Genomic DNA, 14,555 nt, shown 5'->3' on the forward strand with positions numbered 1-14,555 from the left:
AACATTAAATTCTCTAAATTTGAAAAAAATTAGAATTCCCATGCATTTTCTACCCGAAGCTATAGACGATTATATTTTAGAACATTCAGCTAAAGAACCTGATTTTTTAGCAAAACTAAACCGGGAAACCAATCAAAAAGTTTTACAACCCAGGATGTTAAGCGGAAATTACCAGGGTAGAATTCTAAGCTTAATTTCAAAAATAATAGCACCAAAAACTATTCTGGAAATAGGAACCTATACCGGCTACTCGGCCTTATGTTTAGCAGAAGGCCTGCGTAAAGATGGACTGTTACACACCATAGACATCAACGAGGAATTATACGATTTTCAGCAAAAATATTTTGAGGCTTCAAACTTCAAAAATAATATCAGGCAATATATAGGAGATGCCAGGGAAGTAATTCCTGAAATCAATTCAACATTCGACCTTGTTTTTATTGATGCCGACAAACCTAATTACCCTGCCTATTTCGACTTAATAATAGACAAAATGAATCCAGGGGGCGTTATTTTATCAGATAATGTATTGTGGAGTGGCAAAGTTGTAAAGCCGTTAAAAGCCGATGACGAATCTACCCGTGCACTTTTAAAGTACAATAAGATGCTTGCGGAAGATGAACGCATAGAAACAGTTATTTTACCGATTCGGGACGGGTTAACCTTAAGCCGACTTAAATAAAACGTTTTCCGGAGCGCTGGTAAAGCATAAAAAACACCAGGGCAAATATTACTCCTACCGCCGCACCAACAAGTACGTCTCCCGGGTAATGAACCCCTACATAAATTCGGCTTAACATAAACAATAGCGGCCAGATAAGCACTACCCAAATCCAGGGGTATTTATCTTTTAGTGCCAGTATTAGAAACAGGGCTGCAGCAGTAGAAACCGCAGAATGGCCGGAGAAAAAACTGTAATTATCCGGAGTTTGTAAAATTCTAATAATATCTGCAATTTCCGGCTCGTTGTTGGGCCGAAGCCTAAGAAAGAAATTTTTTACAAGATTGGTAAAACCATAAGTAGAAAGTGCTGTAGCCAACGTAAAAAGGCTGGTGAAAAGCGCTTTTTTCCAATGAAAAGCTACAAAATAAAGCACAAAAAAAGCAATATATAGTGGAATCCAGTTTTGGATTGTAGTAACGGTAATCCAAAAATTATCGTAAGATTCGATTCCAAGGCCGTTAAGGTAGATAAACAGCTCTCTATCCCATTGTTCTAGCTGCTCTAACATTAGTAATTAAAACCTACGTTTAACCGAACCGGTTATTTCATCTATATCTTCTTTCACCTTATCTATTTCACCTTTTACATCGTTAGTAATGTCGGTATTGATACCTTGCTTATCGGCACTTTTTTGAATTTCAGTTTTAATGTCGTTAGAGGCATTACGAAGCATTTTCATTCCTTTACCCATTCCCCGGGCTATATCAGGAATTTTATCGGCGCCAAATACCATTACCAAAATAAAAAGGATAAAAGCAATTTCGGCTCCACTAATAAAAAGAGGTATCATATTCATAGCTTAACAAATATAACGACAAATTTAAGCATAAAAAAAGCCGACTCGTTAAAGTCGGCCTAAAAATGTTTTAGTTTGTTAGATTCTCTTTGAATTTCTCGAACTTATTTGTGGTTTCTTCTTTTGGCCAGGTATTGTTACTTATGTCAACATCGGCCGTTTCAAGCTCGGGATCTACTACAATTTTAATAATTTCTTTATCGGCAGCAATGGCTTTTGTTGCTACCTCATCGTTCATTCTCCATAACTGAGCCGGATATTTTTTTAGCGTGGAAGAACTATCGGCATAGGTAAATTCAACAATTAATGGCATCGGAATTCCGCCCGGCTTTTCAAAAGTAACCTGGTAGAAATATTTTGGATTTTTTAAACCTGCTCTTTCCGACTCAGAGAAATTATCCATTACAAATTCATTTAGGGTTGGAGAATTCTCCAAAACAGATTTTCCTTTTAAATTTTCATCAAATTCCTCGCTATCCTCACTAACTACGTAAATGGCCTCTATCTCTTCGGGATCAGCTCCATACTGCTCCAAAAATTCTTTCCCTTCTTTAGTAGCCTTATCGGTTACATAAAGTTTTTGAACTTCCTTAATTCCCATATCTACATTATGCGTAGTATAGAACCAACCTCTCCAAAACCAATCTAAATCTACGGCTGAAGCATCTTCCATAGTTCTAAAAAAATCTTCGGGAGTTGGATGCTTAAACATCCATCGCTGGGCAAATGTTTTGTAGGCATAATCAAAAAGCTCGTGCCCCATCACCGTTTCCCTTAAAATATTTAAAGCAGTTGCCGGTTTTCCGTAGGCATTATTTCCTAACTGATATACATTTTCGGGGTTGCTCATAATGGGCGCAATATATTTCTGATTACCTCTCATATAAGGTACAATCTTAGAAGGGATTCCCCTTCTAGAGGGATACTGCTCTAGTGAACCAATAGCTTCAGGGTATTTTTTGCCAAACTCCTGTTCTGCCAAAAATTGGCTAAACGTATTTAAACCTTCGTCCATCCACCCCCATTGGCGCTCATCACTATTTACAATCATGGGAAAAAAGTTATGGCCAATTTCGTGAATTATTACACTTATCATCCCAAATTTAGTCCTATCAGAATAATTTCCATCTTCATTTGGGCGCCCATAATTCCAGCAAATCATAGGGTATTCCATTCCCTGGTTTTTTGCATGAACCGAAACAGCCTTATGGTAAGGATATTGAAATGTTTGTTTAGAATAAGAAGTAAGCGTACTTGCTACAACCCTGGTAGACCATTTTTCCCATAATGGATTGCCCTCTTTAGGGTATAAAGAAACGGCCATCACATCTTTGCCAAGTACATCGGTAGCCATCATATCCAGAATAAATTTTCTAGAGGTAGAAAATGCAAAATCCCTAACCATTTCGGCTTTATATTTCCAGGTTTTGGTTTTAGTGGAAAAAGATTTTTCGGCCTCTACAGCTTCTTCCTGAGTTCTAACAATCACAGGTTTGTCGTAAGATTTTTTTGCCTGCTTATAACGGCGCATCATCTCTTTGGTATATACTTCATCGCGGTTTTGAAGTTCTCCTGTAGCTTCCATAATATGATCTGCAGGAACTGTAATATTTACTTCGTAATCTCCAAAAGGAAGGGCAAACTCCCCATCTCCCCAAAACTGCATATTTTGCCAGCCTTCCACATCGTTATAAACCGCCATTCTTGGAAAGAATTGTGCAATTACATAAGCATTGTTTCCATCTTTAGGGAAATGTTCATACCCGCTTCTAGCACCATCTGTTGTATGTTTATTGATCTTATACCACCATTTTATATCAAATTCAAAAGATTCACCCGGTTTCAGGGGCTCTTCCAGGTTTATCCTCAACATGGTTTGATTGATGGTAAACTTCAATTTATCTCCATCCTGACTTAAGTCGGTGATGTTAAAACCACCGTCAAAAGACTCCTGCATATATTCACTTACAAAGCCCTGGGGTGTAGTCACAGGTCGCATTACACTGGGATTACGATCTAAACCCGGAGCGTCTTTTTTTCTTATATTTTGGTCTAATTGCACCCATAAATATTCTAATTTATCGGGTGAGTTGTTATAATATGTCACCTGAGCCTCTCCATCTAAACGCGTATTTTTATCGTCTAAAACAATCTCCATTTTATAGTCGGCCTGGTTTTGATAATAAGCCTCTCCGGGAGCACCCGCACCGGTCCTGTATTGATTGGGAGTTGCAAAAGTTTCATGCAGTTGTTTAAACTTGTTATTATTTTCGTGACCTTCCTGTTTGGCTTGTTGCTCTCTTTCTCCCGAGTCTTGAGCCTGTATACCGCTCACAAAAAGTATTATAAATGCGAAACTTAATAATCGTATATTATTCATTAATGCTTGGTTTGTTTTAAGGATTTTTAAAAGTAAAAATAATTTCTAGGCTTTTGCGGTAATTTAAGGAAAACTAAGTTTTTCAGTTTCTTGCTGTCGCATAAGCAGTAAACTTTTAGTTTTATCGTTCACTTTTACGTGTACTATATTTTTTTGATCATCAAATAAATCTGTTAATATGCTATTGGTTACTTCAATATTATTGAAAGGAGTAACATTTTCAACTTCAATATATAGTATCAATTGATCGGCATCGTATTCTTTTCCCAAATAATTTAGCTGAAGTTCTTCGCCATGTACCCGAAGCTTTAATTTTTGCTGAAGATATTTTGAAATATTCCCGGCAATTGCACCTTCTTCAGCTTCTTCTGAAAGCTGAAGCTTTGCGCCATAGCGTTGGTTTAAAACATTCTGGAAATCGTCTATAAAAACCCGGGTAATAATTTGAAGGCTTTGCTGTTGCCTATTATATTCAATCTCGGTAACGCTTAGATAAAACTCATGGGCTCCAGATTTGAAACCTGAAAGCAAAAAAAAGCTGGCCAAGATTAGGCTTATTTTTCTCATTATTTTTTCCAGTTAGGTGCAAATTTCAATCCAAAACCTTCAGTGCCTTATATTCTGCAGCTTTAGATTGAAAAAACTCGTATAGTTCTAGAGGATTATTTAGTAGAACCTTTAGATCATAATTCTCGGCACAATAATACGCAAAATTCATTATCTCCCTTTCCGGAATTTTAAAGTCTGTTATAAAGGTTTCTTCAGAAATAAGATACACTGCTTTTTCAACCACGGACCTGAATTCATATTTTTCTTTTCGCGCCTTTAGGTGAGCTGTTCTACCACTAATACCATTTATAATAGGGTCTAATGGAATTGTTCCGGTTAACACACCTAAAACACTAAGTCTAGATCCTCCCGCCCCAGTAGTAGCGGTGAATAATTGCCTATCTACCTGAGACGGCGGCGGCTTCCTCGCCATAGGCGCATTTAAATCGAACTTATTAAAGGTCTCGATTCCCTCAATATCTTTTGCCAGGTTCCCGGATAGCTTATGAAGTTTCACTTCCTCTAATTCCGTAAAATCTTCCACGAGTTTAATGGTGAAATTGTTTTGCTGAAGTTTTTCAAGACTTACTACAATCCTTTCCTTTTTATATTGAACCGAAGAAAAGACTAAAGTATCGCCTACACTGACTTCTACTGAAAAACGCCCTGAAAGTTCACTTACCCCTCCTTTTTTTCGACTAATATTTATGATGTGCACCGGTGAATTTAGAGGTTCTTCAGTAATAATTTGACCAGATAATACCTTTATTTCTTGAGAAAAGCCTTCACTGAAAATTAGCAGAACGGCCAATAGAATTATTAAATTAATCCTGGGTAAATTCATTATATTCAGCGATCATTCCTTTAACGAATTCCATTAAAATTAATGGATAATTTTTGTTGACTAATTCCTTAAAATTTGGTTTCTGGCTGCAGTAGTAGAGAAAATCCATGATTTTGTTTTCCTTTAATTTAAGGGTTTCAGTATAAAATTCATCTGGCATCAATTCCCTGGCTTTAGAAACAAGGGCGCTTAACTTAGAGTTTTTAATAGCTTTTTCATACATTTTCTTTTGGCCCGAAATAATTCCGTAGAGTGTTCCCACAGGATCATCAGGCCTGGTAATTGCAAAGAGTTTTCGCTCTTCTATAATTAGAGGTTCTTTATCTGAAAGTACAAAACCAATAATTCTTGGGTCAAAAGTTTCAATGCCTTCAATATCTTTAGAGAGATTTCCACTAAATTCATGTAACCTCACCTCCTCTAATTCGGTAAGCTCTTTTTTCAATTCGACTTCCAAAACTCCGGATTCTAAAATTTCTGGAGTAACCAATATTTCTTTTTTTTGAAATTGCACCGAAGAAAACAATAAAAGATCCTGCTCCTTCACCTCTATTGCAAACACAGCATTTGCATCGCTAACTGTTCCTTTTTCTGCTTTAACATTTATAATATGAATGGGCGCTTCAATAGAATCGGCCAGGATCTTTCCTTTTAGAATTATTCTTTCCTGAGAAAATAATTGAGAAGAAGCAAACAGTAGAGAAATAAGAAAAAAGCTTTTTCTCATTTAATCAGCAATAAATTTGCGATAAGCTTCGCTTTTATTCTCTAAAAACACTACCAGTTCCAGAGCGTGTTCTTCTTTTAGTAAGTTTTCCCGAAAACCATTATCAAAAACATAGGTGAGGAAAATCATGATATGTTCGGCATCAATTTTCAAATGATTGGTAAAAAAGTAATCATCAAACCTATAGCGTAAACTGTTCACTATTTCTCTTTCTCCCTTTTTTTGGGGAGCCACAGATTTGCCCAACGAACCAAAATTAGGCTTCCCAATAACCAAACCCACCAGGCCTAAAATATTAGCTCCACCCGGTGCCTGAGCTTGGCTGGCATTAAAAGCTGCATTTGGCGTTCCCCTGGGTGCCAGGCTGCGTGGGGCCGGCGGCACTTTAATAATAGGCATATCAATAACTTCAATATTGGCAATATCCTGTTTAAGATTTCCGCTTAAATTATGAAGCCTTACCTGTTCTAACTCGGTTAGTGCCGGTAATAGTTCAACTTTTAAAGTTTTTTGATTTAGTATTTGAGAAGTAATCACAACTTCTTTTTGCTGAAATTGTACTGAAGAAAAAAGCAGTAAATCCTTTTCTTTAGCTTCAATGGTAAAATTCCCTGATTTATCGCTTAGCGTTCCTTTTTCCAGGGTTACATTTATAATATGAATGGGTGCTTCAATACTATCGGCTTTAATTTTACCGGTAACAAGTGTGGTTTCCTGCGCACTTACGGTAAAAATGCAGCAAAAGCTTAAGATTGGTAAAAGATATTTCATTTGTTGATGTTGATGATAAGTTTTTATTGATTGATGCAGTTTTTAAAAGTTAGTCACGTGCGTGAAAAGCCTTATATTCTTCACTTTTTGTTATTAAAAATTCAATGAGGTTAAGTTCATTCCCATCCTCTAGTAATTCCTGGTCCAACCCATGATCTGTAACATAGTAGATAAAATCATTAATCCTGTCCCGTTCAATATTCAGATTGGCCTTAAAAAACTCATCATCATATAAATCACGTAATTTCTCATCTAACTCGCGTTTCGTAAACGGATTGTTCTCTACTTCGGCACCAACAAGCAATTTAAAAACATTCACAAAGTTAAGTCCGTTTACCAGTCGCGTATTACTGGCTGCCAGTGCATCGTTTCTTCCCGGCCCCATTAAGGAATCGGGCTGTCTTTTAACATTCATAGCTTCCAAATCGGCAGCAGAATACAGGGGTACATCGGGATCTTCGACTTCTATTCGGGCTACATCTACCCTAATATCTCCAGAGAGTTCGTTATTAGACAAGCGTATTTCGGGCAATTCGGTTATATTTTCAGTAAGAAACACATTCATTTCGCCCGAATTTATAACCCCTTCTTCTACCACTACTTTAAAACTTTTAAATTGTATGGCAGAAAACACAACAGTATCCTGTAAAGCTACCTGTAATTTAAACTCGCCATTAGAGTTTGCTATGGTTCCACGGGAGGTGCTTTGATTAAAAATAGTCATTCCCTCGGGAGAATCATTTTCAGGAACAATAATTTTCCCGTTAATCACAATTCTGTCCTGATCTTGCGCAAACAAGACACAGTTAAACAAAATAAAAGCAATATAAAACGCATTCTTTATCATAGTGGTAAATTTCCTGTTAATAAAGTAACAATTCTTACTTCTTAAAACCAGCAAACCTGCTTGTAAACTTTTGTTAAAAACCCTAATTAATCTAATTTTAAACCTTGTAAATCCTATACTAGCATCTAAAAACAGCTTAAACAATGAGTAAAGCATTATTAGCAAGTACCTCTACCTTACACAATGAGGAATACCTGGAATACCTAATTCCAGAAATAAAACTATTTTTTAAAGAAGTAGAAGAAGTAATTTTTATCCCATTTGCCAGGCCCGGGGGAGTATCTCATGACGAATACACCCAACTAGCGGCCAAAGCTTTTAAAAAAGCAGGAATTAAATTACGTGGAATTCATGAATTTACAAATATGCAGGAAACCATCCTTAATGCTAAAGGCATTTTTACTGGTGGCGGTAACACATTTTTACTGGTTTCAGAACTTTACCGCCACAAATTAATGCAGCCATTAAAAGAAAGTGTTCAAAATGGTGCCGCTTATATGGGAACCAGTGCGGGTACCAATATCGCCGGGCTAACAATGCAAACCACTAACGATATGCCTATAGTTTACCCACCAAGTTTTAAAACTTTGGGCATAGTACCTTTTAATATTAATCCGCACTACTTAGACCCAGATAAAAACTCTACACACAAAGGTGAAACACGTGAAACAAGAATTAAAGAGTTTCACAAGATAAATACACAGCCTGTAATTGGGTTAAGAGAAGGTAGTTGGTTACTGGTTTCAGATAATAAAATTGAGTTAAAAGGCAGGTTAAGTGCCCGTATTTTTAAGACAGAAAAAGTACCTTACGAAATAGAAACAAACAGCGACCTAAGCGAATTAAATTAGTTATGGATTATCCCAAAATATTAGAGACCATTAATAACGAATTAAGTTACCGTGATGTTTCCGGTAAAGTGGCGTCTTATATCCCGGAACTTGCCAAGATAGACCCAAGGAAATTTGGTATGCATGTGTATTGCGGAGATTGTCAACATTATAGTTTTGGAGATAGTGAAGAGCTTTTTTCCATTCAAAGTATCGCAAAGGTTTTTAGTCTTTCTATGGCTATGCGGCTTATGGGCGAAGATCTTTGGGACAGGGTAGATGTAGAACCTTCTGGAGATCCGTTTAATTCCCTTAGTCAGCTGGAATATGAAAGCGGTGTTCCCCGAAATCCGTTTATTAATGCCGGTGCGCTGGTAATTTCAGATATTTTAGTAGATCAACTGGAGGATCCCAAACAAGAATTACTAGATTTTGTTCGAAAGATTACAAATGACGACAGCATTAACTTTGACCATAATATTGCAGCATCAGAAAGATCTACCGGCTATAGGAATGTTGCCCTGGTAAATTATATGAAAGCACTTGGCAACATTAAATGTGAGGTAGAGCCCATAGTTGATTTTTATTTTCACCTATGTTCTTTGGCCATGTCTTGTAAACAGTTATCTCAGGCTTTTATGATTTTTGCCAACAAAGGAAAAATTTTAGGTACCCAAGAAAAAATTTTAACCCCTACTACAGTTAAAAGGATTAATTCTTTAATGCAAACCTGTGGCTTTTACGATGAAGCCGGAGAGTTTAGTTTTGAAGTTGGACTACCTGGAAAAAGTGGTGTTGGTGGTGGTATTGTAGCTATACACCCAGACCAGTATTCGGTTGCTGTTTGGAGCCCTATTCTAAATGAAAAAGGAAATTCTGAATTAGGAATGAAAGCTTTGGAACGCTTAACTACCTTAACCGGGCTTTCAGTATTTTAGGCAGTAAACTATCTCGGGTTATTATACCCTTTAGCGGTACCAATAAAAAAATGCTTCCTGAAAATTCAGAAAGCATTTTTTTATAATTGAACACTGTAATTCTTATTAAAGCGCGGCTACGTGCTTTGTAAGTTGCGATTTTAAGTTCGCAGCTTTATTGTCGTGTATAATATTTTTCTTCGCCAATTTATCTACCATCGAGATAACAGAAGGCAACAAAGCTTCAGCTTCTTCCTTTCCAGACTCCTTCAACTTCTTAATTGCATTTCTGGTAGTTTTATGCTGGTAGCGGTTTCTAAGACGCTTGGTCTCATTGCTACGAATCCTCTTCAATGCTGACTTATGATTTGCCATTACAAAATTGCTTTAATTATTTTTTTAAAGTAGTCCGTAGGGGAATCGAACCCCTGTTACCAGGATGAAAACCTGGCGTCCTAACCCCTAGACGAACGGACCATTAATTTATTTCAAATTGCCTTTTCAGGACTTTAAAAACACAAAACTAAAACTTGTGTTCTTTTGTAGTCCGTAGGGGAATCGAACCCCTGTTACCAGGATGAAAACCTGGCGTCCTAACCCCTAGACGAACGGACCATTTTTTGTTTCAATGCGGATGCAAAAATACAACTATTTTTCAATGCCACAAGTGTTGAACAAAAAAATTTTAAAAATTAATATGCTTTTGCAAAAAGCACTCTTTGTTCTGAAGGTTTACCAGTAAGCACGCAGTTTCCAGACTCTTTTACGGAACCAAATGGTATACAGCGAATTGTAGCTTTGGTAAGCCCCTTAATTTTGTTTTCTGTCTCTGTAGTTCCGTCCCAATGTGCCGAAATAAATCCGCCTTTATTTTTTAAAACTTTTTTAAATTCATCAAAAGAATTCACTTCTGTGATGTGCTCGTTTCTAAAATTATTTGCTTTTTCAAAAAGGGCTTCCTGCATTTCTACCATTAAATGCTTCACCTTCTCCACCACTTCAGTTTGATTTACAAACTCTTTGGTGAGTGTATCCCTTCTTGCCAGTTCTACACTTCCTTTCTCAATATCTTTGGGGCCAATTGCCAATCTAACCGGAACACCCTGTAATTCGTATTGCGCAAACTTCCAGCCCGGCTTTTGTGTATCCCTATCATCATATTTAACCGAAATTCCGGCCTCTTTAAGCTCATCGGCAAGTTTATTAGCCACTTTAGAAATTTCCTGCAGTTGTTCCTCTCCTTTATAAATAGGAACGATTACCACCTGAGTGGGTGCTAATTTTGGTGGAAGTACCAAACCATTATCATCACTATGTGTCATTATAAGTGCTCCCATTAAACGCGTAGAAACGCCCCAGGAAGTAGCCCATACATTTTCAAGCTTACCTTCTTTTGAAGTAAACTTTACATCAAAGGCTTTGGCAAAATTCTGTCCTAAAAAGTGAGAAGTACCTGCCTGCAGTGCTTTCCCATCCTGCATCATTGCTTCAATACAATAAGTATCTACCGCACCGGCAAAACGTTCCGCTTCGGTTTTAACACCCTTAATTACCGGCATTGCCATAAATTTTTCGGCAAATTCAGCATAAATATTATTCATTAATTCTGTCTCTTCCAAGGCTTCCTGTTTGGTTGCATGGGCAGTATGCCCTTCCTGCCAAAGAAACTCTGAAGTCCTTAAAAATAAACGCGTACGCATTTCCCAACGAACTACATTTGCCCATTGGTTAATTTTTATGGGTAAATCTCTATATGATTGAATCCAGTTTTTATAAGTATTCCATATAATGGCTTCAGAGGTTGGTCTCACTACCAGTTCTTCTTCCAGTTTAGCTTCGGGATCTACTATTAATTTAGTTTTATCTTCAGGATTGGTCTTTAACCTGTAATGCGTAACAACCGCACATTCTTTGGCAAAACCTTCAGCATTCTTTTCTTCTGCCTCAAAAAGATGTTTGGGGACAAATAGTGGAAAATATGCATTTTGATGACCGGTCTCTTTAAACATCTTATCAAGCTCTGCCTGCATCTTTTCCCAAATAGCAAAACCATAAGGTTTAATAACCATACAACCTCGTACTGCTGAATTCTCAGCTAAATCGGCTTTTACAACCAATTCATTATACCATTTTGAATAATCTTCGCTTCTTTTACTTAACTTTTTACTCATTCTATGGATTTGGCATAAATCTTGTATTTTACAAACACAAGATAAATGCAGTTTTAGTTAGCGCAAAACTAACTATTTTTGCAATGTTCAACAATAAAATACTTGGCTAATGATACGCAATTACAACTTACCTAGAAAAGCAATTCTTTTTATTGCTCCAGCATTCTTGCTATTGTTAGCATCTTGTGGTTCCTACCAATATTCTGGTTACGAAGACGGAATATATGGTGATTCTAACCAGCGGCAATCAACTTCTGATGAATCATCGCAATATGCTAATAATAATCAGGATCAGGGAAACACTTACTACAAAAACCTTTTTTCAGAAAAATCTGAATTTTATGGCCAAATGGCCGATGATATAGTTTTTACCGATGTAGATTCTTATTCTTCTACAGAAACCGGTGAAGACGAAATTTATTATGAAAACAATCAGGGGTATAATACAGGTCGTGCTCCCTGGGGCGAAGATCCAGACCAATACACCATAAATATATACAATAATGGTTTTTATGGTGGATTTTATAATCCCTGGAGATGGAACCGTTTTGGATACGGTTATGGTTTTGGAGGATACTGGAACAACCCATATTATTGGGATCCTTTCTATGGTCCCGGTTATTGGGGTGCAGGCTTTGGCCCGCACTGGAGATGGGGACACTCCTTTGGGTTTAGATATGGTTATAGTTGGTTTTACACAGGCTACTGGGGCCCGGGTTACATACATAACCCTTATTATAGCCATCATAATCATTATAGGGATGTAGCTTACAATAGCGGCAGAAGAGCCAGCTATTCAGACTATAGTTCTAATAGAAGGAGTAATATATCTAATGTAAGAAGCAATGAATCTTCTTATTCCAGAAGCATAAGGAATATAAGAAGCAATCAAAATTCTGATAGAAGCTTTACAAGAAGTAGCTCTAACAATTCCAGGGTTTACACACGTTCTAACAGAAGAAGCGAACCGGCAAGAGTTAACTCTTCCTCTACCAGGAGAAGCTCATCTATAAATAGATCAAGCCGAAGCTCAAGGCCCAGTACTTACAATAGATCATCTTCACGATCGTCCAGGAGTAGTGGTACAGTGAGAAGTAGCTCAAGCAGCTCAAGAAGTTCAGGTACCAGAAGTTCTGGCGGAGGTCGCTCATCATCTTCCAGAGGTGGTGGTAGAGGATAATTAGAACTTGTTTAAAATATTTGTAGAAAGCCAGAAAGCTTACAATATAAAGTTTTTAAATTAGAGATAAACTAAAGCGCAATTAAAATTCGATTATCGAGTTATAAACAATTAAAATTAACCTTACGGCTTCTGGTTGTAAGGTTTTTTAAGAAACTGTTTTCCAAAAAGTATCGAATTAATTTAAGCAAACACCCCTTAAATTAGGGATTAAAAGACATTTATGAAAAAGATATTCTTAACGCTGGGCGTATTGTTCATTGCAGGAATTGCCAGCGCTCAAAACATTACCGATGCATACAGGTATAGCTCTGAAGAATTAAATGGAACCGCCAGATTTAGGGCTATGAGTGGTGCTTTTGGTGCTCTTGGCGGTGATCTATCAGCTATTTCGGTAAACCCGGCCGGTTCTGCTGTGTTTTTAAATTCTTTTGGAACCATAACGTTAGCACACCAAAATTCTGATAAAAAAGTAGATTATTTTGGTACTACTACCTCGAATGAAAATTCAGACATCAATTTTAACCAGGCTGGTGGTGTACTTATTTTTGACACTCGAACTAACAGCCCCTGGAAAAAATTTAGTCTAAGTGTAAATTATGAGCAAACAAATAATTTTGATGATGCCTATATAGCCACCGGAGTTAGTCAAAATTCTATAGATAGTTACTTTTTAAGTCATGCAGAAGGAGTTCCTCTAGATTTGCTTCAAACCAGAGAAGACGAAAGCATTTCAGACCTATACGCCTACCTTGGAGAAAACTACGATTTTAGTGCCCAACAAGCTTTTTTAGGATACCAGGGCTATGTTATTGACCATGCTAATAATTCTCCCGAAAACACTTCTTATGATTCTTTTATAAGCCCGGGAAATTTTAACCAGGAATATCGAAACGTGGCTACCGGGTTAAATGGAAAATTCTCTTTTAATGTTGCAACGCAATTTCAAGACTTTCTTTACTTGGGCGCAAACCTTAATACCCATTTTTTAAATTACGATCGCTCTACCAGGTTTAGGGAAAGCAATGATAATGCCGGAAGCGCTACAAATGAGGTACGATTTAATAATAATTTAAGTACAATTGGAGATGGTTTTTCTTTTCAATTGGGTGCCATTGCTAAACTTAGCCAAAGATTTAGAATTGGAGCTTCTTACCATTCCCCTACCTGGTTTAATATTACTGAAGAAGCCACACAGTACCTTGAAACCAACAATAATGCAAATGAACGTGTAATTGTAGATCCAAACGTTTTAAACATATACCCGGATTACACCTTAAAAACTCCTGGAAAATTAACCGGAAGCCTTGCCGTAATATTTGGTGCCAGAGGATTAATTAGTTTTGATTATTCATATAGAGATTATTCAGCAACTGAATTTAGACCTACCAGCGACCCCGAATTCGAATTTCAAAACGACCTTATTTCAGAAGAGCTTCAGGCAACTTCTACTTTTAGGTTGGGTGGAGAATACAGAATTAATAATTGGAGCTTAAGAGGCGGTTACCGCTTTGAGCAAAGCCCTTATTCAAATGAAACTACTATGGGCGACCTTACCGGATATTCAGGAGGACTTGGGTATGATTTTGGAAATATGAAAATAGACCTGGCCTACACCAACACCCAATACGAAGAAAACCCAAGACTTTATGAAAGAGGCCTAACAAACACAGCAAAAATAGATAGAGATTTCACTAATGTGATTCTATCTTTAAGTTTCGGGTTATAAATACAAGAACGAAAATTGAAATTTAAAAACGTCCTTTTGGGCGTTTTTTTATACTTGCAAATTAAAAAAACAAAAAAGCACCACACATAT

The 14,555-nt window shown here is 37.0% G+C and carries 15 protein-coding genes and 2 tRNA genes; 5 read left to right on the plus strand and 12 right to left on the minus strand.

All coding sequences use genetic code 11. The features are described from left to right. Window positions 1-40: 40 nt before the first annotated feature. The gene (locus I6U49_RS03395; RefSeq protein ID WP_198627687.1) at window positions 41-682 is read left to right on the plus strand and encodes an O-methyltransferase; all 642 of its coding nucleotides are present in this window, start codon (window positions 41-43) and stop codon (window positions 680-682) included. On the opposite strand, the gene I6U49_RS03400 is transcribed toward I6U49_RS03395, so the two are convergent. From I6U49_RS03400 to I6U49_RS03435, 8 genes are all read right to left on the minus strand, one after another. Continuing rightward, window positions 675-1,232 carry a phosphatase PAP2 family protein gene (locus tag I6U49_RS03400; RefSeq protein ID WP_193711079.1) on the minus strand — a complete coding sequence of 186 codons (558 nt, stop codon included), beginning with the start codon at window positions 1,230-1,232 and terminating at the stop codon, window positions 675-677. The genes I6U49_RS03395 and I6U49_RS03400 overlap by 8 nt on opposite strands. A 6-nt stretch (window positions 1,233-1,238) precedes the next feature. Beyond that, complete coding sequence (locus tag I6U49_RS03405) at window positions 1,239-1,520, minus strand: Sec-independent protein translocase subunit TatA/TatB (protein ID WP_193711080.1); 282 nt, start codon at window positions 1,518-1,520, stop codon at window positions 1,239-1,241. A 70-nt stretch (window positions 1,521-1,590) separates the two neighbouring features. Next, complete coding sequence (locus tag I6U49_RS03410) at window positions 1,591-3,900, minus strand: M1 family metallopeptidase (RefSeq protein ID WP_198627577.1); 2,310 nt, start codon at window positions 3,898-3,900, stop codon at window positions 1,591-1,593. 63 nt (window positions 3,901-3,963) lie between these two features. Then, complete coding sequence (locus I6U49_RS03415) at window positions 3,964-4,467, minus strand: DUF6702 family protein (RefSeq protein WP_198627578.1); 504 nt, start codon at window positions 4,465-4,467, stop codon at window positions 3,964-3,966. Window positions 4,468-4,492: 25 nt separating this feature from the next. Next, the gene (locus I6U49_RS03420) at window positions 4,493-5,293 is read right to left on the minus strand and encodes a carboxypeptidase-like regulatory domain-containing protein (protein ID WP_198627579.1); all 801 of its coding nucleotides are present in this window, start codon (window positions 5,291-5,293) and stop codon (window positions 4,493-4,495) included. After that, window positions 5,274-6,020: a hypothetical protein gene (locus I6U49_RS03425; protein ID WP_198627580.1), complete on the minus strand. Its 747-nt coding sequence runs from the start codon at window positions 6,018-6,020 to the stop codon at window positions 5,274-5,276. The genes I6U49_RS03420 and I6U49_RS03425 overlap by 20 nt, the downstream gene beginning before the upstream one ends. Then, window positions 6,021-6,791: a carboxypeptidase-like regulatory domain-containing protein gene (locus tag I6U49_RS03430; protein WP_198627581.1), complete on the minus strand. Its 771-nt coding sequence runs from the start codon at window positions 6,789-6,791 to the stop codon at window positions 6,021-6,023. It abuts the gene before it with no gap. Between the two features lie 49 nt (window positions 6,792-6,840). Beyond that, window positions 6,841-7,638 carry a peptidase associated/transthyretin-like domain-containing protein gene (locus tag I6U49_RS03435; RefSeq protein WP_198627582.1) on the minus strand — a complete coding sequence of 266 codons (798 nt, stop codon included), beginning with the start codon at window positions 7,636-7,638 and terminating at the stop codon, window positions 6,841-6,843. Between the two features lie 143 nt (window positions 7,639-7,781). Between I6U49_RS03435 and pepE the strand changes: the two genes are divergently transcribed. Continuing rightward, entirely contained in the window at window positions 7,782-8,489 is a 708-nt protein-coding gene (gene pepE, locus I6U49_RS03440; RefSeq protein WP_198627583.1) for a dipeptidase PepE, read from the plus strand. Window positions 8,490-8,491: 2 nt separating this feature from the next. Beyond that, on the plus strand, window positions 8,492-9,406 hold the full coding sequence (locus I6U49_RS03445) for a glutaminase (RefSeq protein ID WP_198627584.1): 915 nt from the start codon (window positions 8,492-8,494) through the stop codon (window positions 9,404-9,406). Window positions 9,407-9,511: 105 nt separating this feature from the next. On the opposite strand, the gene rpsT is transcribed toward I6U49_RS03445, so the two are convergent. The 4 genes from rpsT to proS all read right to left on the minus strand — a co-directional run bounded on the left by rpsT (window position 9,512) and on the right by proS (window position 11,556). Continuing rightward, window positions 9,512-9,760 (minus strand): 30S ribosomal protein S20, encoded by a 249-nt coding sequence (gene rpsT, locus I6U49_RS03450; RefSeq protein WP_193711092.1) that lies wholly within the window; start codon window positions 9,758-9,760, stop codon window positions 9,512-9,514. Between the two features lie 30 nt (window positions 9,761-9,790). Further along, window positions 9,791-9,862: transfer RNA gene (locus I6U49_RS03455), tRNA-Glu, on the minus strand. A gap of 66 nt (window positions 9,863-9,928) precedes the next feature. Beyond that, window positions 9,929-10,000 (minus strand) — tRNA-Glu (locus I6U49_RS03460). Between the two features lie 77 nt (window positions 10,001-10,077). Further along, the gene (gene proS / locus I6U49_RS03465) at window positions 10,078-11,556 is read right to left on the minus strand and encodes a proline--tRNA ligase (protein WP_193711093.1); all 1,479 of its coding nucleotides are present in this window, start codon (window positions 11,554-11,556) and stop codon (window positions 10,078-10,080) included. 109 nt (window positions 11,557-11,665) lie between these two features. Here proS and I6U49_RS03470 point away from each other — a divergent pair, with 109 nt between their 5' ends. After that, window positions 11,666-12,736, plus strand: coding sequence for a hypothetical protein (locus I6U49_RS03470; RefSeq protein WP_198627585.1), 1,071 nt, complete (start codon window positions 11,666-11,668; stop codon window positions 12,734-12,736). Window positions 12,737-12,959: 223 nt separating this feature from the next. Next, window positions 12,960-14,465 (plus strand): OmpP1/FadL family transporter, encoded by a 1,506-nt coding sequence (locus tag I6U49_RS03475; RefSeq protein ID WP_198627586.1) that lies wholly within the window; start codon window positions 12,960-12,962, stop codon window positions 14,463-14,465. Window positions 14,466-14,555 lie beyond the last annotated feature (90 nt).

The organism is Salegentibacter maritimus (genome assembly GCF_016236915.1).
Taxonomy (GTDB): Bacteria; Bacteroidota; Bacteroidia; order Flavobacteriales; family Flavobacteriaceae; genus Salegentibacter; species Salegentibacter maritimus.